A 17,619-nucleotide genomic window follows, 5' to 3' on the forward strand; every position below is an offset into this window, starting at 1 on the left:
CCCTTGGTCGAGGAGTACACGGCGGGCAGCGAGTCACCGTCGATGCCCTCCCCGGCCCACAGGTCCACGACGAGCCGGCCGTGGTGGTACACGGCGAGCTGGCTGCCCGGCTCGGTGTGGTCCGCGGCGAGTACGGCGGCGAACTCCTCCCGTACGCCCTCGAAGCCCGCCGCGACCGTGCCGTGCACGGTGATGGTGGTGTCGCCGGTGTCCGTCATGAGACGCCCCCTGGAGTGATCGGCCTGGTCGGTACAGGTCCCCAACTCCCTTACGTCACGGCTCCATTCCCCGCCGGCCGACGGAATTTCCGGACGGCGTGCCCTGTTCGCGCGCCACGATCTCCCGGGCGAGCGCCGCCAGTCGGGGCAGCGCGGGATGGCCGGGGCCGTCCCGGCGGGCCAGCAGGACGGGCAGCGGCGGGGCGTCGTCCAGCGGCACGTAGGCGACACCCGCGTACGCGTGCATCCGGGCGGTGGAGGTCCCCGAGACCCCGACGCCCCGCCCGGCCGCGATGGCGGTGAACCAGTCGTCGGTGTTGGCGACGGTGACGGTGGCGGCGGGCCTGGCGTCCGGGGGCCACAGGCCGAGCGTGGTGGTGCCCGAGACGGTGTTGAGGACGACCGGATCACCGGTCAGATCCGCCAGCGACACGGAGGTACGGGCGGCGAGCGGGCCGTCGGCGGCCACGGCCGCCACCCGGGCCTCGGTGAACAGCACCTCGGTGACGAGCCCCGGAGTCTCCACGGGCCCGCGCAGCAGTGCCGCGTCCACCTCGCCGCGCGTGAGACCGGCCGTACGGTCGTCGATCCGCAGCAGTTCGAGCGGGGTCCCCGGGTGGCGCTGCTGCCAGGCCCGCAGCAGCGGCGTGGTGTACGGGCCGAGCGCGGACCAGGCGTGCCCGATCCGCAGCGGCCGATCGTGCGGCCGTCCCGGGTCGACGGCCTCGTCGAAGGCGCCGACCGCGGCGGCCGCCTTGTCGCGGAAGGAGACACCTTCGGGGGTGAGGGCGAGGTGGTGGGTGGACCGGTCGACGAGCCGGACGCCCAGGTGCCGCTCCAGGGCGGCGAGCGTGCGGGAGACGACGGGCTGGGTGACGCCGAGCAGGGCGGCGGCGCGGGTGACGCTGCCCTCGTCGGCGATGGCGAGGAAGGCCCGGAGGTGCCGGACCTCGATGGAGCGGCCGCCGTTCCCCGTGCCCTGTCCAGTGCTCATGCCTGCGGAGCATAACGGGAGCACAACCGGCATTTCACGAGAGGCGCGCGGGTCCCTACGGTGAGGAGGTGAACGGCCCCCGCTCGGTGCCGTACCGTAGACCTCTTGGTGCACTTCATTAGACTGAACGAAAGGTTTCCGGTGAACGACCCGCGCGCTGCCGCAGAGCCCGCCGCTGCCGTTGCCGTACCCGAGGCGGTGTCCGCGCTCGACGAGCCGGGACAGGGCCGGCCGGGGCGCCCCGGCGCCCGGAGAGCCGCACTCGGCCCGGTCGCGCTGGTGGTGGCGGGCGGGCTCTCCGTCCAGTTCGGCGCGGCGGTCGCCGTCCTGCTGATGCCGAAGGCGGGCGCGCTCGGCGTCGTCACCCTGCGCCTCGCCGCCGCGGCCGTCGTCCTGCTGGTCATCTGCAGGCCGAAGCTGCGGGGGCACTCGCGCGCCGACTGGGGCACCGTGGTCGCCTTCGGTGTCGCGATGGGCGGCATGAACATGCTCTTCTACCAGGCCGTCGACCGCATCCCGCTGGGCGCGGCCGTCACCCTGGAGGTGCTGGGGCCCCTGGTCCTGTCCGTCGTCGCCTCCCGCCGGCTGATCAGCCTCGTCTGGGCCGCTCTGGCCCTCGGCGGTGTCGTCCTGCTCAGTGGCGGCGGCTTCGACCGCCTGGACCCGGTCGGGACGGCGTTCGCCCTGGGCGCGGGCGTCATGTGGGCGCTGTACATCCTCTTCAGCGCCCGCACCGGCCGCCGCTTCCCGCAGGCGGACGGGCTGGCCCTCGCCATGGCGGTGGCGGCGGTCCTCTCGCTGCCCCTCGGCATCATGGAATCGGGCTCGAAGCTCGTCGTCCCGACGACGCTGGCTCTGGGTGTCGCCGTGGCGCTGCTGAGCTCGGTCCTTCCGTACACCCTCGAACTCATGGCCCTGCGCAGGCTGCCCGCGCCCACCTTCGCGGTCCTGATGAGCCTGGAACCGGCCATCGCGGCCACGGCGGGCTTCCTCCTCCTCGACCAGGCCCTCTCCTCCACCGACGCCCTCGCCATCGCCCTGGTCATCGGGGCGAGCATGGGTGCGGTGCGCAGTCAGACGCGGGGCTCGCGGAAGCGGTGAGCCCGCCGCGCCGGGGGACCGGCCTGCCCGTTCCGCCTGCGCGGGCAGGCGTCCGATCCTAGGGTGGTCGCGATGGCCGACCTGGAGGAACACATGCCGGAACGCGACGATCTCTTGGCGCTCGTGACCGATCAGCGCACCAACTTTCTCTACACCGTCGCGGAGCTCGACGACGCCGGGGCCCGCGCCCGGACGACGGTCAGCGAGCTGACCCTCGGCGGACTCCTGAAGCACCTCGGACTCGTGCAGCGCAGCTGGCTCGACGTCGTCGAGGGCACCGCCCCCGCCAAGGTCGACTGGGCGGACCTCGACCCCGACGGCAACCGGATGACCGACGCCGAGACGGTGGCCGGGCTGCTGGAGGCCTTCCACGCGGCGGCGGCCGCTTTCGACCGTACGGTGCGCGAGGAGGCCGACCTCGACCGCGAGGTCACGCTGCCCTCGTACCCCTGGTCGCCCCCGGAGCCGGTCGTCTGGACCGTCCGTCACGTCCTGTGGCACGTCTTCCGCGAGATCGCCCACCACAGTGGCCACGCCGACATCGTCCGCGAGGCGCTGGACGGCGCCAGCACCACGGCGAAGATGGCCGAGGCGGCGTCGAAGAGGCAGTGACTCCGGCGCGGACCGCGGCACGGGCGCGCCGTGCCGCGGTCACCGTGCCGGGAGCGGGCGCGGGAGGCAGGATGGAAGGGAGCGGAGGAAGGAGGCCCGCGCATGGGATCCGCAAAGGAAACCGATGAGTACGACGGGCTGTACTCGCACACCCCCTCGCAGGCCGAGGGCGAACGCGAGGAGCCGGCCGTGCGCGGCAGGGCGCCCGAGACCCACCCCGACGTCCCCCGGACCGAACCCTCCCAGGCGGAGGGCGACCGCACGGAGTAGCCCGGGAGATCTCCCACCCGTCGGCGGCGAGATCGAGTGTCGGCCTGAGGTTTGCCGGCTCAGCCGCAGTGGACGCCGTAGTTGACGCGCGTGTAGTTGGACGCCGCTCGGCCGCCCCAGTCGATGCACGAGCCCTTGGCGTAGGCGTAGACCGGACCCGCGTAGTAGCTGAACACCCCGTCGTCCACCTCGCTGGACTTCCACGTGGTGGAAGTGCTGTGCAGTCGCAGACGTGCGCCCAGGATCTGGGACGTCCCCGGGGCGTCGCCGACGGTCACGACGCAGTTGTAACCGGTGGAGCTGTTGTAGGTCAGGAACGTGTTGCCGTCGCCGACATCCATGGAGTCGATCACGCTGTAACCCGACCCACAGGCACTGTTGTAGGAAGCCGCCTCGGCGGTGCCGACCGTGAGGGTCATTCCGGCGGCGGTGAGGCCGAGGACTGTCGCAGCGGACGCGAGTCGTCTGGGCATGCGCATGAGTGAACTCCTGGTGGGCTCGTCGAGATGTCGAAAGTGGCCGGGCGAGGCGGAACCAGCGCGCGGTATGGTCCGTGGCGGCCAAGATCATTTCACGACTCGATCATTCCGGGAATCTTTTTATGCGGCGATGGCTGAATGGGTGCGAACAATGGCCGATGTGAGCCGACCGGCCCGGCGTTCGCCGGGAAGTCGCGGACGTTACGCCCGGAATATCCGAAGCGGCTGTCTGTGACTTCCCGTCGGCCGGGTGCTGGTGACGGGGATGGCGTGTACGCAGGTCGTGCGGAGAAGGACGCGGCGTTGGACCGCGGATGGCAGCTCGGCCACTTCAGGGACCCCTCCGATCCCCGCCACGGTGAGGCCCTGGAGATCAGCGGCCGCTCCCGGATGCGGTTCCCCGATCGTGACGTGCTGCTGGAACGCCAGGGCGACCACGTCGTATGGGGCCGGGGCGTCGACCACTCCTGGCGCGCGGAGGACGAGTCCGTGGTGCTGACCGTGCGCCGGCCCTCGGTCCCGGGCTACCGGGTCGATTGAGCGCGCGTCCCACCTCTCCGCCGGGGCAGGGGCGGCCGAATAAATCATGCAAGCATGCTTGCTTGTTTTGGGGGGCGCTGGCATGCTCCGGGGCACACCGCTACGCCCCGAGGGGAGCGCACCGTGCCCGACGCATCGGCCGTGACCGCCGCCGTGCTCGACGACATGCGTGAGGAGAGCGACGAACTCGACCTGCTGGTAGCGGGGTTGAGCGCACGCGAGTGGGCCGCGCCGACCCCCGCCGAAGGGTGGACCGTCGCCCATCAGATCGCCCACCTCAACTGGACCGACGAGGTGGCCCTGACCGCCGCCACCGAGCCCGAAGCCTTCGCCGCCGAGGTGGAGAAGGCGCTGGCCGCCCCCGAGACCTTCGTCGGCGACGCGGCCGAGGAAGCCGTCACCGCCCTGCCCCCCGAGGCGCTGCTCGTGGAGTGGCGGGAGGGCCGGGCCCGGCTGCAGAAGGCACTCCGGGCGGCGCCCGCCGGGACGAAACTGCCCTGGTACGGCCCGCCGATGAGCATCGCCTCGATGGCGACCGCGCGGCTCATGGAGACCTGGGCCCACGGCCAGGACATCGCCGACGCGCTCGGCGTGACCAGGAAGCCGACCGCCCGGCTGCGGCACGTCGCCAGGATCGGCGTACGCGCCCGGGACTACGCCTACGTCGTACGGGGCCTGCAACCGCCCGCCGAGCAGTTCCGTATCGAACTGCGGGCCGCGGAGGGCGGGTTGACCGTGTACGGGCCCGAGGACGCCGCCCAGCGGGTCACCGGTCCGCTCCTCGACTTCTGCCTGCTCGTCACCCAGCGCGCGCACCGGGACGACCTCGCCGTCGAGGCGGTGGGCGCGGACGCCGGGCAGTGGCTGGACATCGCGCAGGCCTTCGCCGGACCCGCCGGACCCGGGCGCCCCCGGAAGACGGACCGATGACCCGGCCGCTGCGCATCGGCAACGCGTCCGGCTTCTACGGCGATCGCTTCGACGCCCTGCGCGAGATGCTCACCGGCGGCCCGCTGGACGTCCTCACCGGGGACTACCTCGCCGAACTCACCCTGCTGATCCTCGGCCGTAGCCGCCTCAAGGACCCGAAGCGCGGCTACGCCTCGACCTTCCTGCGGCAGTTGGAGGAGGGGCTCGGGCTCGCCCACGAGCGGGGTGTGAAGATCGTCGCCAACGCCGGCGGGCTCAACCCGGCCGGACTCGCCGACGCCGTACGGGAGCTGGCGGAGCGGATCGGTGTGCCCGTGCGCGTCGCGCACGTCGAGGGCGACAGCCGGCCCGTGCCCGACGGTTACCTCACTGCCAACGCCTACCTCGGCGGCGGAGGCATCGCCGCCTGTCTGCGTGCCGGGGCCGACATCGTCGTCACCGGCCGGGTCACCGACGCGGCCCTCGTCACCGGGCCCGCCGCCGCCCACTTCGGCTGGGGGCCGGAGGACCAGGACGCCCTCGCCGGAGCCGTGGTCGCCGGGCACGTCCTGGAGTGCGGAACCCAGGCCACCGGGGGCAACTACGCCTTCTTCGGCGACCACGACATCCGCCGCCCCGGATTCCCGCTCGCCGAGATCCACGAGGACGGCAGCAGCGTCATCACCAAGCACGACGGCACGGGCGGTGTCGTCGACATCGGCACCGTCACCGCCCAGCTGCTGTACGAGACCGGCGGTGCCCGCTACGCCGGCCCCGACGTCACCGCCCGGCTCGACACCGTCACGCTGACGCGGGACGGGCCCGACCGGGTGCGGATCAGCGGCGTACGCGGCGAGGCCCCGCCGCCCAGCCTGAAGGTCGGACTCACCCGGCTCGGGGGGTGGCGCAACGAGGTCGTCTTCGTGCTGACGGGGCTCGACATCGAGGCCAAGGCCCGGCTGGTGCGCGGCCAGTTCGCCGACGCCCTCGACCGCGCGGGCTCCGAACCCGCCGAGGTGCGGTGGGAGCTCGCCCGCACCGACCGGGCCGACGCCGCGACGGAGGAGACCGCGAGCGCCCTGCTCCGCCTCGTCGTGCGCGACCCGGACGCGGACGCGGTCGGCCGCGCGGTGTCCGGGGCGGCCGTCGAGCTGGCACTCGGCAGCTACCCGGGCTTCCATGTGACCTCCCCGCCCGGGAAGGGCGCGCCGTACGGGGTGTTCGAGGCCGTGTACGTACCGGCCGGCGAGATCGAGCATGTCGCCGTGGGGCCCGACGGGTCCCGCGAGGCCGTCCCGGCGGCCGGCCCATACCGCCGGCTGGAAGACGTCGCGGAACCGGAGCTGCCCGAACCGCTGCCCGCCGGGCCCACCCGCACCACGCCCCTCGGACGGATCGCGGGCGCCCGCAGCGGCGACAAGGGCGGGGACGCCAACGTCGGCGTGTGGGTCCGCACGGACGACGCCTGGCGGTGGCTCGCCCACGAGCTGACCGTCGCACGGTTCCGGGAACTGCTGCCGGAGACCGCCGGGCTCACCGTCGTACGCCATGTCCTGCCCCGGCTGCGGGCGCTCAACTTCGTCGTCGACGGCCTCCTCGGCGAGGGCGTCGCCGCACAGGCGCGCTTCGATCCGCAGGCCAAGGCGGTGGGGGAGTGGCTGCGGTCCCGGCACGTCCCCGTCCCCGTACAGCTGCTGGACGCACCGGAGGTGAACGCATGACCGTCCTGCCCACCGCGCTCGACACCACGGGGCCCGAATACGCCGCCCACCGCGAGGCCATGCTCGCGAAGCTCGCCGAGCTGGACACCGAGCACGCCAAGGCCCTGGCGGGCGGCGGCGAGAAATACGTGGCCCGCCACCGGGGGCGCGGCAAGCTCCTCGCCCGCGAGCGGATCGAACTGCTCGTCGACCCGGACACCCCCTTCCTGGAGCTCTCCCCGCTGGCCGCCTGGGGCAGTGAGGCCCCCGGGTACACAGTCGGAGCCTCGCTCGTCACCGGGATCGGGACCGTGTCCGGCGTGGAGTGTCTGATCACCGCCAACGACCCGACCGTGCGCGGCGGCGCCTCCAACCCGTGGACCCTGAAGAAGGCGCTGCGCGCCAACGAGATCGCCTTCGCCAACCGGCTCCCCTGCATCTCACTGGTGGAGTCCGGGGGCGCCGACCTGCCCTCGCAGAAGGAGATCTTCATCCCCGGCGGGGCGCTCTTCCGCGACCTCACCCGGCTGTCCGCCGCCGGAATCCCCACCGTCGCGGTGGTGTTCGGGAACTCCACGGCCGGCGGGGCGTACGTCCCCGGCATGTCCGACCACACCGTGATGATCAAGGAGCAGTCCAAGGTCTTCCTCGGCGGCCCGCCCCTGGTGAAGATGGCGACCGGCGAGGAGAGCGACGACGAATCCCTCGGCGGCGCCGAGATGCACGCCCGCACCTCCGGCCTCGCCGACCACTACGCCGTCGACGAGCACGACGCGCTGCGTCAGGCCCGCCGGATCGTCGCCCGGCTCAACTGGCGCAAGACGCACCCGGATCCGGGACCGGTGGAGCCGCCGAAGTACGACGAGGACGAGCTGATCGGGATCGTCCCCGGCGACCTCAAGGTCCCCTTCGATCCGCGCGAGGTCATCGCCCGCCTCGTCGACGGCTCGGACTTCGACGCCTTCAAGCCGCTCTACGGAACGAGCCTGGTCACCGGCTGGGCCCGCCTGCACGGCTATCCCGTCGGCATCCTCGCCAACGCGCAGGGCGTGCTGTTCAGCGAGGAGTCCCAGAAGGCCGCGCAGTTCATCCAGCTCGCCAACCAGCGCGACATCCCGCTCCTCTTCCTGCACAACACCACCGGCTACATGGTCGGCAAGGAGTACGAACAGGGCGGCATCATCAAGCACGGCGCGATGATGATCAACGCGGTGTCGAACTCCCGGGTCCCCCACCTCTCCGTACTGATGGGCGCCTCCTACGGCGCCGGGCACTACGGCATGTGCGGCAGGGCCTACGACCCCCGCTTCCTCTTCGCCTGGCCCAGCAGCAAGTCCGCCGTCATGGGCCCCCAGCAGCTCGCGGGCGTCCTCTCGATCGTCGCCCGCGCCTCCTCCGCCGCGAAGGGGCTGCCCTACGACGACGAGGCCGACGCCGGTCTGCGCGCCATGGTGGAGCAGCAGATCGAGTCCGAGTCGCTGCCGATGTTCCTCTCGGGGCGGCTGTACGACGACGGGGTCATCGACCCGCGCGACACCAGGACCGTCCTTGGGATGTGCCTGTCCGCGATCCATACGGCACCGGTCGAAGGCGCGCGCGGCTTCGGCGTCTTCCGGATGTGAGGAATCGGATGATCACCGCACTGCTTGTCGCCAACCGGGGCGAGATCGCCTGCCGGATCTTCCGCACCTGCCGTGAGCTGGGCATCTCCACCGTCGCCGTGTACTCCGACGCGGACGCCGGTGCCCTGCACGTACGGGAGGCCGACACCGCCGTACGCCTGCCGGGGGCCGCACCCGGCGATACGTATCTGCGGGGTGACCTCGTCGTCGCCGCCGCGCTCGCCGCGGGGGCCGACGCCGTGCACCCCGGGTACGGCTTCCTCTCGGAGAACGCCGGGTTCGCCCAGGCCGTGCTGGACGCCGGCCTCGTCTGGGTGGGGCCGCCGGTCAAGGCCATCGAGCTGATGGCGTCCAAGACCCGCGCCAAGGAGCTGATGGCCGCCGTCGATGTCCCCCTGCTCGCCCCGGTCGACCCGGGGGGCGCCACCGGCGCCGATCTGCCCCTGCTGCTGAAGGCGGCGGCGGGCGGCGGCGGGCGCGGGATGCGGATCGTGCGTGAACTGGCGGCGTTGCCGACGGAGTTGACCGCCGCCTCCGCCGAGGCCGCCTCCGCCTTCGGGGACGGCGAGGTCTTCGCCGAGCCGTACGTCGAACGGGGCCGGCACGTCGAGGTCCAGGTCATGGCGGACGGGCAGGGCACGGTCTGGGCGCTCGGCACCCGCGACTGCTCGCTCCAGCGCCGCCACCAGAAGGTCATCGAGGAGGCCCCCGCACCCGGCATCGACGACGGGCTGCGCCGGACGCTGCACGCCGCCGCCGTCGCCGCGGCGCAGGCGGTGGGCTACCGGGGCGCGGGGACCGTCGAGTTCCTCGTATCGGCCGGAGGGCGCCCGTACTTCCTGGAGATGAACACCCGGCTCCAGGTCGAACACCCCGTCACCGAGGCGGTGTTCGGCCTCGACCTCGTCGCCCTGCAACTGCGCGTCGCGGAGGGCGGGGCGCTGCCTGCCGCCGCACCACCGCAGCCGACCGGACACGCCGTCGAGGCCCGGCTCTACGCCGAGGACCCGGCGCGTGACTGGCAGCCACAGACCGGAGCACTGCTCACACTCGACGTGCCCGACGAACCCGGCATCCGTCTCGACACCGGCTGCACCGGCGGCGACACCGTCGGGGTGCACTACGACCCGATGCTCGCCAAGGTCATCGCCCACGCTCCCACCCGCACCCAAGCCGTCCGGCTCCTCGCCCGCGCCCTGGAACGCGTCCGCATCCACGGCCCGGTCACCAACCGGGAGCTCCTCGTACGCTCCCTGCGCCACCCGGACTTCGTCGCGGGGCGCCTCGACACCGGCTTCTACGACCGGCACCTGGCCGCCCTGACCGCGTCCGCCCCCGGTGACGAGGAGACCCGCCGCCTCGCCGCCACCGCCGCGGCGCTCGCCTCCGCCGTGGGGGCGGGCAGCGGTCCGGGCCCCGCCCGCCTCGGCGCCTGGCGCAACCTCGCCTCGCAGCCGCAGAGCAGGAGCTACCGGTGCGAGCCCGACGGCACCGCGTACGAGATCCCCTACCGCACCGGCCGGAGCGGCATCCCCGCCCCCGTGACCGGCGAGCGGGTCCTCGCCGCCCGCTCCGACGCGGTCACCCTCGAAGCGGGCGGTGTGACCCGGCACTTCACCGTGACCACCCACGGCGACCGGGTGTATGTGGACACGGCCGCGGGCTCGTACACCTTCACCGCCCTGCCCCGCTTCACCGACCCCGCCGAACGCACCGAACCCGGCTCCCTGCTCGCCCCCATGCCCGGCACCGTCGTACGCGTCGCCGACGGGCTCGCGCCCGGCGCGGCCGTCGAGGCCGGGCAGCCGCTGATCTGGCTGGAGGCGATGAAGATGGAGCACCGCATCCTCGCCCCCGCCTCCGGCTTCCTCACCGCGCTCCACGCCGCCCCCGGACTCCAGGTCGAGGTCGGCGCACTGCTCGCCGTCGTACAGGACGCCCCCGTCCAGGCGCCCGCGCCCGCACCCGCGCACCAGGAGGAGACGACCGCATGAGCACCGTCCTCGAAACCGAAGAGCACAAGGCCCTCCGCGCCGCCGTCGCCGCACTGGGCAAGCGCTTCGGCCGCGACTACAGCACCGGCCCGGCGCGCAAGGGCGAGCACCCCCGCGAACTCTGGGAAGAGGCGGGCAAGCTCGGCTACCTCGGCGTCAACCTCCCCGAGGAGTACGGCGGAGGGGGCGGCGGCATGGCCGAACTCTCCATCGTCCTGGAAGAGCTCGGCGCGGCCGGCAGCCCTCTGCTCATGATGGTCGTCTCCCCGGCGATCTGCGGCACCGTGATCGCCCGCTTCGGCACCGAGGCCCAGAAGCAGGCATGGCTCCCCGGCCTCTCCGACGGCTCCCTGACCATGTCCTTCGGCATCACGGAGCCCGACGCCGGCTCCAACTCCCACCGCATCACCACCACCGCCCGGCGGGACGGCGAGGAGTGGGTCCTCAGCGGACGCAAGGTCTTCATCTCCGGCGTCGACATCTCCGACGCCACCCTGATCGTCGGCCGCACCGAGGACGCGAAGTCAGGCAGCCTCAAGCCCTGCCTCTTCATCGTCCCCCGCGACGCCCCGGGTTTCTCCCGCACCCGGATCGACATGGAACTCCAGGCGGCGGAGAAGCAGTTCGAGCTGGTCCTCGACGACGTACGCCTGCCCGCCGGCGCACTCGTCGGTGAGGAGGCGGACACGGGGCTGCTCCAGCTCTTCGCCGGGCTGAACCCGGAACGCATCATGGGCGCCGCCTTCTCCATCGGCATGGGCCGCTACGCCGTCGAACGGGCCGTGGAGTACGCGAAGACCCGCACCGTCTGGAAGGGCGCGCCCATCGGCGCCCACCAGGCCATCGCCCACCCGCTCGCCCAGGCGCACATAGAGCTCGAGCTCTCCCGGCTGATGATGCAGAAGGCCGCCAAACTCTACGACGACGGCGACGACACCGGCGCGGGGGAGGCCGCCAACATGGCGAAGTACGCCGCGGCCGAAGCCTGCGTCAGGGCCGTCGACCAGGCCGTCCACACCCTCGGCGGCAACGGCCTCACCCGCGAGTACGGGCTCGCCTCGCTCATCACGGCGGCGCGTGTCTCCCGTGTCGCGCCGGTCAGCCGGGAAATGATCCTGAACTACGTCTCCCACCAGACCCTGGGCCTGCCGAAGTCGTACTGACGTCGTCCCGACGAGTCCGGCCACGTTCCGGGTCTCCCCATCCGCCCCCGCAGGGCGATTCTGGCTCTCCACCCGCGTCGAAGGGGACCGCCATGGTGTTCCACAGCGAGTACGCAGACGTCACGCCCCTCGAAAAACCCATCCACGAGGCCGTCCTCGGCAACGCCCCGGACTTCGGTGACATCCCCGCCCTGGTCGACGGGACCAACGGGATGACCGTCACCTACGGCCAGCTCGACACCTTCCACCGGCGCATCGCCGCCCACCTCGCCGCGGCGGGCCTGCGCAAGGGCGACGTCCTCGCCCTGCACAGCCCCAACACGATCGTCTACCCGCCCGTCTTCTACGGGGCGACCCGGGCCGGCGCCACCGTCACCACCATCCACCCGCTGTCCACGCCCGAGGAGTTCGCCCAACAGCTCAAGGACTCGGGCACCCGCTGGATCGTCACCGTGTCCCTGCTCCTCGACGTCGCCCGCCGGGCCGCCGCACTCGCGGGCGGCATCGAGGAGATCTACGTCTGCGACCAGGCCGAGGGCCACACCTCCGTACTCGACATGCTGGGCTCCACCGCCCCCGAGCCCGACATCGCCTTCGACCCGGCCGAGGACATCGCCGTACTCCCGTACTCCTCCGGGACCACGGGCACCCCCAAGGGCGTCATGCTCACCCACCGCTCCATCGCCACCAACCTGGAGCAGCTGCGGCCCCTCGTCCCCCTCGGCGAACGCCAACGCATCCTGGCGGTGCTGCCCTTCTTCCACATCTACGGGCTGACCGCCCTCATGAACGGGCCGCTGCGCTACGGCGCCACGGTCGTCGTCCTGCCCCGCTTCGACCTCGCCCAGTTCCTCGAGACGATCCAGACCCACCGCATCACGGGCCTGTACGTCGCCCCGCCGATCGTCCTGGCCCTCGCCAAGCACCCGCTCGTCGGCGACTACGACCTCTCCTCGCTGGAGTACATCGTCAGCGCCGCCGCCCCGCTGGACGACCGGCTCGCCGCCGCCTGCTCCACCCGGCTCGGCGTGCCCGCCGTACGGCAGGCCTACGGGATGACGGAACTCTCGCCCGGCACCCACGTCGTCCCCCTCGACGCGGAGAACCCGCCCCCGGGCACGGTCGGCAAGCTGCTGCCCGGCACCGAGATGCGGATCATCTCGCTCACCGACCCCGGCGCCGACGTCCGCGACGGGACCGACGGCGAGATCCTCATCCGCGGCCCCCAGGTCATGAAGGGCTACCTCGGCCGCCCCGACGCCACCGCCGCCATGATCGACGAGGAGGGCTGGCTGCACACCGGGGACGTCGGCCGCGTCGACGCGGACGGCTGGCTGTACGTCGTCGACCGGGTCAAGGAACTCATCAAGTACAAGGGCTACCAGGTCGCCCCCGCCGACCTGGAGGCCCTCCTCCTGACCCACCCCTCGATCGCCGACGCCGCCGTCATCGGCGTCCACGACACCGACGGCAACGAGATCCCCAAGGCCTACCTGGTGCGCCGGCCGGACGCGGGGGACCTCACGGAGGACGACGTCATCGCGTACGTCGCCGAGCGCGTCTCCCCGTACAAGAAGGTCAGACGGGCCGAGTTCATCGAGGCGGTGCCCCGCGCGGTGTCCGGCAAGATCCTGCGGCGCGAGCTGCGCGACCGGGAGAAGCCGCGATGACCCTGGCACCCCCGGCCCGCGACCGCGGAATCACCACCCTCACCCTCGACTCCCCGGTCAACCGCAACGCGCTCTCGGCCCGTCTCGTCGGCGAACTGACCGAGGCCCTGGCCGGCTGCGCGGCCGACGACACGGTCCGCGCCGTCGTCCTCACCCACACCGGCAACACGTTCTGCGCGGGCGCCGACCTGACCGCGCCGCCCGAACCGGCGGCGTTCGTCGCCCTGATGCGGGCGGTCGTCGCCCTCCCCAAGCCCGTCGTCGCCCGGGTCACCGGGCACGTCCGGGCCGGGGGCCTCGGGCTCCTCGGGGCGTGCGACATCTCCGTGGCGGGCCCCGAGTCCTCCTTCGCCCTCACCGAATCGCGCCTGGGCCTCGCCCCCGCCGTGATCTCCCTGCCGCTGCTGCCCCGCCTCGACCCGCGCGCCGCCACCCGTTACTACCTCACCGGTGAACGCTTCGACGCGGAGGAAGCGGCCCGTACCGGGGCCGTCACCATGGCCGCCGAGGACGTGGACAAGGCGCTCGTACCGGTACTCGACGGACTGCGCAGGGCGTCACCCCAGGGGCTGAAGGCATCGAAGGAGCTGGTCACGGCTACTGTGCTGAAGAGTTTCGACAGTCACGCCGAAGACCTCATCGCCCGCTCGGCAGCGCTCTTCGCCTCCGACGAAGCACGGGAGGGGATGACGGCCTTCCTGGAACGACGGGATCCCGCATGGGTGCTGTGACGCCCCCGAAGCAGGACAGGAGCCGCGCCACCCGGCAGCGGCTCCTGGCATCGGCGGTCGCCTGCCTCGCCGAACGCGGCTGGGCGGGCTCCACCGTATCCGTCGTCGCCGAACACGCCGGGGTCTCGCGAGGCGCCGCCCAGCACCACTTCCCCACCCGGGAGGACCTGTTCACGGGCGCCGTCGAGTACGTCGCCGAGGAACGCTCCGCCGCCCTGCGCGCCCTGCCCGTACAGGGCCGCGCCGAGGTCGTCGCCGCGCTCGTCGACCTGTACACCGGGCCGCTCTTCCGCGCCGCGCTCCAGCTCTGGGTCGCCGCGTCGAACGAGGCGCAGCTCCGGCCCCGCGTCACCGAACTCGAAGCGCGGGTGGGCCGCGAGACCCACCGCATCGCCGTGGAACTCCTGGGCGCGGACGAGACCCGGCCCGGAGTACGCGAGACGGTGCAGGGCCTCCTCGACATGGCCCGGGGACTGGGCCTCGCCAATCTGCTGACGGACGACACGGCAAGGCGCCGCCGAGTCGCCCGCCAATGGGCGGCCCTGCTGGACGACGCCCTGACCTGACGCACCCCGGCTCTGCCCCGGCGGCTACCCCGCCGTACTCAAGGCAGACCGGGCCGTGGCGGCCGTCGGCGAGAAGGGCGCGCGGGCGGCCCGAGCGCCTGGACCTCGGCGTAGGAGAGGGTCCCGAGGCCCGCGGGCGGGCGGTGGCCGTCGCGGATGGCGGTCGCGGTGGCGACCGCCGCCGCCAGGGCGCTGCGGTAGAGCAGCGACCCGAGGCTGACCCTGCGGACGCCCAGCGCGGCCAGTTCGGCGAGGGTGGGGCCGGCTGGCGTGTACAGGATGTTCAGGGGGACGGTGAGGGCTGCCGTCATGGTCGCGATCGCGTCCGGATCCGAGAGGCCGGGCACGAACACGCCGTCCGCGCCCGCCCGTTCGTAGACGGCGAGACGCGCCACGGTCTCCTCCTCCTGGACCCCGAGCCAGTGGGTGTCGGTGCGGGCGTTCACGAACAACGCAGGCGCGGAGGCCTTCACCGCGGCGATCTTCGCGGCGTGCAGCTCCGCGGGGGCGAGGGTGCCGTCCGGGCGGCCGTCCTCGAGATTGATCCCCGCGGCGCCTGCGTCGGACAACTCCCGGGCCAGGCGAGCTACGTCCTCCGGGTCCTCGCTGAAGCCGCCTTCGGCGTCGACGGTGAAGAGGAAAGAGCCCTCCCCGAGCCGGCGGGCCAGCGCCAGGGTCGCGTCGAGCGTGGCGGCCGCTCCGTCGGGCAGGCCGGCAGCCGCGGCCACACCCAGGCTGGTGGTGCCGATCGCCTGGAAGCCCTGGGCCGTCAGAGCCGCGGCCGAGGCATGGTCCCAGGCGTTCGGCAGCAGGAGCGGGGTGGCGGCCTGGTGATGCAGACGGGCGAAAGCGGTCAGCGGGCGCCGGGTCGGGCCGTCGCGGAACGTGTGCGTCATAGGCCCTGACGCTAGGGCCGGGACGGTTCGGGACCGCCCGAACCGTCCCCGTGGGCGCGCCGAAGTCCGCGTGATCCGTCGTGTGCACAGCACGGCGAAGAGCGGGTGCCCGGGGAAGCCGTCCGCTCCCACGGGCACCCGCCGCGTCCCGTCAGTTGCCCAGGTCCGCCAGCTGGTCGTAGCCCTGGATCGAGCGGGGGTCACGCGTGCCCGGGCCGACGTACCTCGCCGAGGGGCGGACGAGGCGGCCGGTCCGCTTCTGCTCCAGGATGTGCGCCGACCAGCCCGCCGTACGGGCGCAGCTGAACATCGACGTGAACATGTGCGCCGGGACCTCCGCGAAGTCCAGCACGATAGCCGCCCAGAACTCGACGTTCGTCGCCAGGACACGGTCCGGGCGACGGGCGTGGAGCTCCTCCAGAGCCGCCTTCTCCAGGGCCTCCGCCACCTCGAAGCGCGGGGCGGCCAGCTCGCGGGCCGTGCGGCGCAGCACGCGGGCCCGGGGGTCCTCGGCGCGGTAGACGCGGTGGCCGAAGCCCATCAGTCGCTCACCCTTGTCCAGCGCCTGCTTCACGTACGCACTGGCGTCACCCGTCCGCTCGATCTCCTCGATCATCCCGAGAACCCGGGACGGCGCCCCGCCGTGCAGGGGGCCCGACATCGCGCCCACCGCCCCGGACAGCGCCGCCGAGACGTCCGCGCCGGTCGACGCGATGACGCGGGCGGTGAAGGTGGAGGCGTTCATCCCGTGCTCGGCGGCCGACGTCCAGTACGCGTCGACGGCCTTGACGTGCTTCGGGTCCGGCTCACCGCGCCAGCGGATCATGAACCGCTCCACCACGGACTCCGCCTTGTCGATCTCGCTCTGCGGAACCATCGCCAGCCCCTGGCCACGGGCCGACTGGGCGACGTACGACAGGGCCATCACGGCGGCCCGCGCCAGGTCGTCACGCGCGGTCTGCTCGTCGATGTCGAGCAGCGGTTTCAGGCCCCACACCGGCGCCAGCATGGCCAGCGCGGACTGCACGTCGACGCGGATGTCGCCGGAGTGCACGGGGATCGGGAACGGTTCGGCGGGCGGCAGACCGGGGTTGAACGCCCCGTCCACCAGGAGTCCCCAGACGTTGCCGAACGACACTTGGCCGACGAGGTCCTCGATGTCGACGCCGCGATAACGGAGCGATCCGCCTTCCTTGTCGGGCTCGGCGATCTCCGTCTCGAACGCGACGACTCCTTCAAGTCCGGGTACGAAGTCGGACATCGGGCGGCTCCCTCGACTCGGCGGCTGTATGACGGCCACAAAGGCCGGTCCACGCATACTGGCGGGTTACCACGACGCGGGGAAGGGTGACGTCCGGCACAGCCTCCCGGCTCGCGGACCGGCGATCGCGCCCCTCCCCGCAGGGATTCCGGCCCGCTGCGGCAGGATGGCCCCGTGCCCACAGCAGATGCCACTCCGTCTTCCGCTTCCGCCTCCTCTCGCGTTCCGTCATCCGATTGCACCACCGATCCGGCCGCGATGCGCGAGCAGTACCGCTCGGAGGACTTCGTCGAGAAGGACCTCGCCGCCGACCCCATGGACCAGTTCGCCCACTGGTTCCGCCAGGTCGCAGGGGGCGGCGCGCTCCACGAGCCGAACGCGATGGTGGTCTCCACGGCCGATCCCCGGGGCCGGCCGTCCTCCCGGACCGTGCTGCTGAAGCACTACGACGACCGCGGCTTCGTCTTCTTCACCAATTACGGATCCCGCAAGAGCCGCGAGCTGACGGCGAACCCGTACGTCTCGCTGCTCTTCCCCTGGCACCCGCTCGCCCGCCAGGTCATCGTCACGGGCACCGCTGCCCGCGTCGGGCGCGAGGAGACGGTCGCGTACTTCCGCACCCGCCCCCACGGCTCCCAGCTGGGAGCCTGGGCCAGCGAACAGTCGACGGTGGTCGGCTCCCGCCAGGAGCTGGTCGACCGCTACGAGGAGCTCGCCGCCCGCTACCCGGAGGGCGAGAAGGTCCCCGCGCCGCCGCAGTGGGGCGGATTCCGCGTCGTACCGGACGCGATCGAATTCTGGCAGGGCCGCGAGAACCGGCTGCACGACCGGCTGCGCTACGTCCGGGAGAGCCCGGCCGAGGACTGGCGCGTGGAACGCCTCTGCCCGTGAGC

The 17,619-nt window shown here is 72.7% G+C and carries 18 protein-coding genes; 14 read left to right on the plus strand and 4 right to left on the minus strand.

Annotation, left to right across the window (positions count from 1 at the left end; genetic code table 11):
• Positions 1-3 precede the first annotated feature (3 nt).
• Positions 4-237 carry a hypothetical protein gene (locus ACIBCU_RS07145; RefSeq protein ID WP_399229877.1) on the plus strand — a complete coding sequence of 78 codons (234 nt, stop codon included), beginning with the start codon at positions 4-6 and terminating at the stop codon, positions 235-237.
• Between the two features lie 36 nt (positions 238-273).
• On the opposite strand, the gene ACIBCU_RS07150 is transcribed toward ACIBCU_RS07145, so the two are convergent.
• Positions 274-1,212: a LysR family transcriptional regulator gene (locus ACIBCU_RS07150; RefSeq protein ID WP_399229879.1), complete on the minus strand. Its 939-nt coding sequence runs from the start codon at positions 1,210-1,212 to the stop codon at positions 274-276.
• Between the two features lie 141 nt (positions 1,213-1,353).
• Here ACIBCU_RS07150 and ACIBCU_RS07155 point away from each other — a divergent pair, with 141 nt between their 5' ends.
• The 3 genes from ACIBCU_RS07155 (at position 1,354) to ACIBCU_RS07165 (ending at position 3,195) form a co-directional block, all read left to right on the plus strand.
• Positions 1,354-2,313: an EamA family transporter gene (locus ACIBCU_RS07155; RefSeq protein ID WP_362939602.1), complete on the plus strand. Its 960-nt coding sequence runs from the start codon at positions 1,354-1,356 to the stop codon at positions 2,311-2,313.
• 93 nt (positions 2,314-2,406) lie between these two features.
• Positions 2,407-2,925 carry a DinB family protein gene (locus tag ACIBCU_RS07160; protein WP_362939633.1) on the plus strand — a complete coding sequence of 173 codons (519 nt, stop codon included), beginning with the start codon at positions 2,407-2,409 and terminating at the stop codon, positions 2,923-2,925.
• A gap of 102 nt (positions 2,926-3,027) precedes the next feature.
• A complete protein-coding gene (locus tag ACIBCU_RS07165) occupies positions 3,028-3,195 on the plus strand; it encodes a hypothetical protein (RefSeq protein ID WP_362939599.1) in 168 nt (55 codons plus the stop codon).
• Between the two features lie 59 nt (positions 3,196-3,254).
• On the opposite strand, the gene ACIBCU_RS07170 is transcribed toward ACIBCU_RS07165, so the two are convergent.
• Positions 3,255-3,668 (minus strand): spore-associated protein A, encoded by a 414-nt coding sequence (locus ACIBCU_RS07170; protein ID WP_362939596.1) that lies wholly within the window; start codon positions 3,666-3,668, stop codon positions 3,255-3,257.
• Positions 3,669-3,944: 276 nt separating this feature from the next.
• Between ACIBCU_RS07170 and ACIBCU_RS07175 the strand changes: the two genes are divergently transcribed.
• The 9 genes from ACIBCU_RS07175 to ACIBCU_RS07215 all read left to right on the plus strand — a co-directional run bounded on the left by ACIBCU_RS07175 (position 3,945) and on the right by ACIBCU_RS07215 (position 14,569).
• The gene (locus ACIBCU_RS07175; protein ID WP_399229882.1) at positions 3,945-4,214 is read left to right on the plus strand and encodes a signal peptidase I; all 270 of its coding nucleotides are present in this window, start codon (positions 3,945-3,947) and stop codon (positions 4,212-4,214) included.
• 123 nt (positions 4,215-4,337) lie between these two features.
• On the plus strand, positions 4,338-5,144 hold the full coding sequence (locus tag ACIBCU_RS07180; RefSeq protein WP_399229884.1) for a TIGR03084 family metal-binding protein: 807 nt from the start codon (positions 4,338-4,340) through the stop codon (positions 5,142-5,144).
• On the plus strand, positions 5,141-6,844 hold the full coding sequence (locus ACIBCU_RS07185) for an acyclic terpene utilization AtuA family protein (RefSeq protein WP_399229886.1): 1,704 nt from the start codon (positions 5,141-5,143) through the stop codon (positions 6,842-6,844). Before ACIBCU_RS07180 ends, ACIBCU_RS07185 begins: the two co-directional genes overlap by 4 nt.
• Positions 6,841-8,445 carry a carboxyl transferase domain-containing protein gene (locus tag ACIBCU_RS07190; protein ID WP_362939585.1) on the plus strand — a complete coding sequence of 535 codons (1,605 nt, stop codon included), beginning with the start codon at positions 6,841-6,843 and terminating at the stop codon, positions 8,443-8,445. Before ACIBCU_RS07185 ends, ACIBCU_RS07190 begins: the two co-directional genes overlap by 4 nt.
• A gap of 8 nt (positions 8,446-8,453) precedes the next feature.
• Entirely contained in the window at positions 8,454-10,439 is a 1,986-nt protein-coding gene (locus ACIBCU_RS07195) for an acetyl/propionyl/methylcrotonyl-CoA carboxylase subunit alpha (protein WP_399229888.1), read from the plus strand.
• The gene (locus ACIBCU_RS07200; RefSeq protein WP_399229890.1) at positions 10,436-11,602 is read left to right on the plus strand and encodes an acyl-CoA dehydrogenase family protein; all 1,167 of its coding nucleotides are present in this window, start codon (positions 10,436-10,438) and stop codon (positions 11,600-11,602) included. The genes ACIBCU_RS07195 and ACIBCU_RS07200 overlap by 4 nt, the downstream gene beginning before the upstream one ends.
• Before the next feature lie 92 nt (positions 11,603-11,694).
• Positions 11,695-13,272: a 4-coumarate--CoA ligase family protein gene (locus tag ACIBCU_RS07205; protein WP_399229892.1), complete on the plus strand. Its 1,578-nt coding sequence runs from the start codon at positions 11,695-11,697 to the stop codon at positions 13,270-13,272.
• Complete coding sequence (locus ACIBCU_RS07210) at positions 13,269-14,003, plus strand: enoyl-CoA hydratase family protein (protein WP_399229894.1); 735 nt, start codon at positions 13,269-13,271, stop codon at positions 14,001-14,003. Before ACIBCU_RS07205 ends, ACIBCU_RS07210 begins: the two co-directional genes overlap by 4 nt.
• Positions 13,991-14,569 carry a TetR/AcrR family transcriptional regulator gene (locus tag ACIBCU_RS07215; RefSeq protein ID WP_362939570.1) on the plus strand — a complete coding sequence of 193 codons (579 nt, stop codon included), beginning with the start codon at positions 13,991-13,993 and terminating at the stop codon, positions 14,567-14,569. Before ACIBCU_RS07210 ends, ACIBCU_RS07215 begins: the two co-directional genes overlap by 13 nt.
• Before the next feature lie 38 nt (positions 14,570-14,607).
• Here the strand turns inward: ACIBCU_RS07215 and ACIBCU_RS07220 are convergent, their stop codons facing one another.
• Both ACIBCU_RS07220 and ACIBCU_RS07225 read right to left on the minus strand, forming a co-directional pair.
• The gene (locus ACIBCU_RS07220) at positions 14,608-15,465 is read right to left on the minus strand and encodes an isocitrate lyase/phosphoenolpyruvate mutase family protein (protein WP_399229896.1); all 858 of its coding nucleotides are present in this window, start codon (positions 15,463-15,465) and stop codon (positions 14,608-14,610) included.
• 151 nt (positions 15,466-15,616) lie between these two features.
• Positions 15,617-16,726, minus strand: a complete 1,110-nt coding sequence (locus ACIBCU_RS07225; protein WP_362939566.1) for a citrate synthase 2 — start codon at positions 16,724-16,726, stop codon at positions 15,617-15,619.
• A 258-nt stretch (positions 16,727-16,984) separates the two neighbouring features.
• Here ACIBCU_RS07225 and pdxH point away from each other — a divergent pair, with 258 nt between their 5' ends.
• Complete coding sequence (gene pdxH / locus ACIBCU_RS07230) at positions 16,985-17,617, plus strand: pyridoxamine 5'-phosphate oxidase (protein ID WP_399229899.1); 633 nt, start codon at positions 16,985-16,987, stop codon at positions 17,615-17,617.
• Positions 17,618-17,619 lie beyond the last annotated feature (2 nt).

The sequence above is a fragment of the Streptomyces sp. NPDC051064 genome, assembly GCF_044455985.1.
Classification (GTDB): domain Bacteria; phylum Actinomycetota; class Actinomycetes; order Streptomycetales; family Streptomycetaceae; genus Streptomyces.

Bases quoted from the DNA above. Each gene is read 5' to 3' on its own strand.
- ACIBCU_RS07150 (WP_399229879.1), bottom strand. From the start codon at position 1,212: ATGAGCACTGGACAGGGCACGGGGAACGGCGGCCGCTCCATCGAGGTC.
- ACIBCU_RS07160 (WP_362939633.1), top strand. From the start codon at position 2,407: ATGCCGGAACGCGACGATCTCTTGGCGCTCGTGACCGATCAGCGCACC.
- ACIBCU_RS07165 (WP_362939599.1), top strand. From the start codon at position 3,028: ATGGGATCCGCAAAGGAAACCGATGAGTACGACGGGCTGTACTCGCAC.
- ACIBCU_RS07170 (WP_362939596.1), bottom strand. From the start codon at position 3,668: ATGCCCAGACGACTCGCGTCCGCTGCGACAGTCCTCGGCCTCACCGCC.
- ACIBCU_RS07185 (WP_399229886.1), top strand. From the start codon at position 5,141: ATGACCCGGCCGCTGCGCATCGGCAACGCGTCCGGCTTCTACGGCGAT.
- ACIBCU_RS07190 (WP_362939585.1), top strand. From the start codon at position 6,841: ATGACCGTCCTGCCCACCGCGCTCGACACCACGGGGCCCGAATACGCC.
- ACIBCU_RS07195 (WP_399229888.1), top strand. From the start codon at position 8,454: ATGATCACCGCACTGCTTGTCGCCAACCGGGGCGAGATCGCCTGCCGG.
- ACIBCU_RS07200 (WP_399229890.1), top strand. From the start codon at position 10,436: ATGAGCACCGTCCTCGAAACCGAAGAGCACAAGGCCCTCCGCGCCGCC.
- ACIBCU_RS07205 (WP_399229892.1), top strand. From the start codon at position 11,695: ATGGTGTTCCACAGCGAGTACGCAGACGTCACGCCCCTCGAAAAACCC.
- ACIBCU_RS07210 (WP_399229894.1), top strand. From the start codon at position 13,269: ATGACCCTGGCACCCCCGGCCCGCGACCGCGGAATCACCACCCTCACC.
- ACIBCU_RS07215 (WP_362939570.1), top strand. From the start codon at position 13,991: ATGGGTGCTGTGACGCCCCCGAAGCAGGACAGGAGCCGCGCCACCCGG.
- ACIBCU_RS07220 (WP_399229896.1), bottom strand. From the start codon at position 15,465: ATGACGCACACGTTCCGCGACGGCCCGACCCGGCGCCCGCTGACCGCT.
- ACIBCU_RS07225 (WP_362939566.1), bottom strand. From the start codon at position 16,726: ATGTCCGACTTCGTACCCGGACTTGAAGGAGTCGTCGCGTTCGAGACG.
- pdxH (WP_399229899.1), top strand. From the start codon at position 16,985: ATGCGCGAGCAGTACCGCTCGGAGGACTTCGTCGAGAAGGACCTCGCC.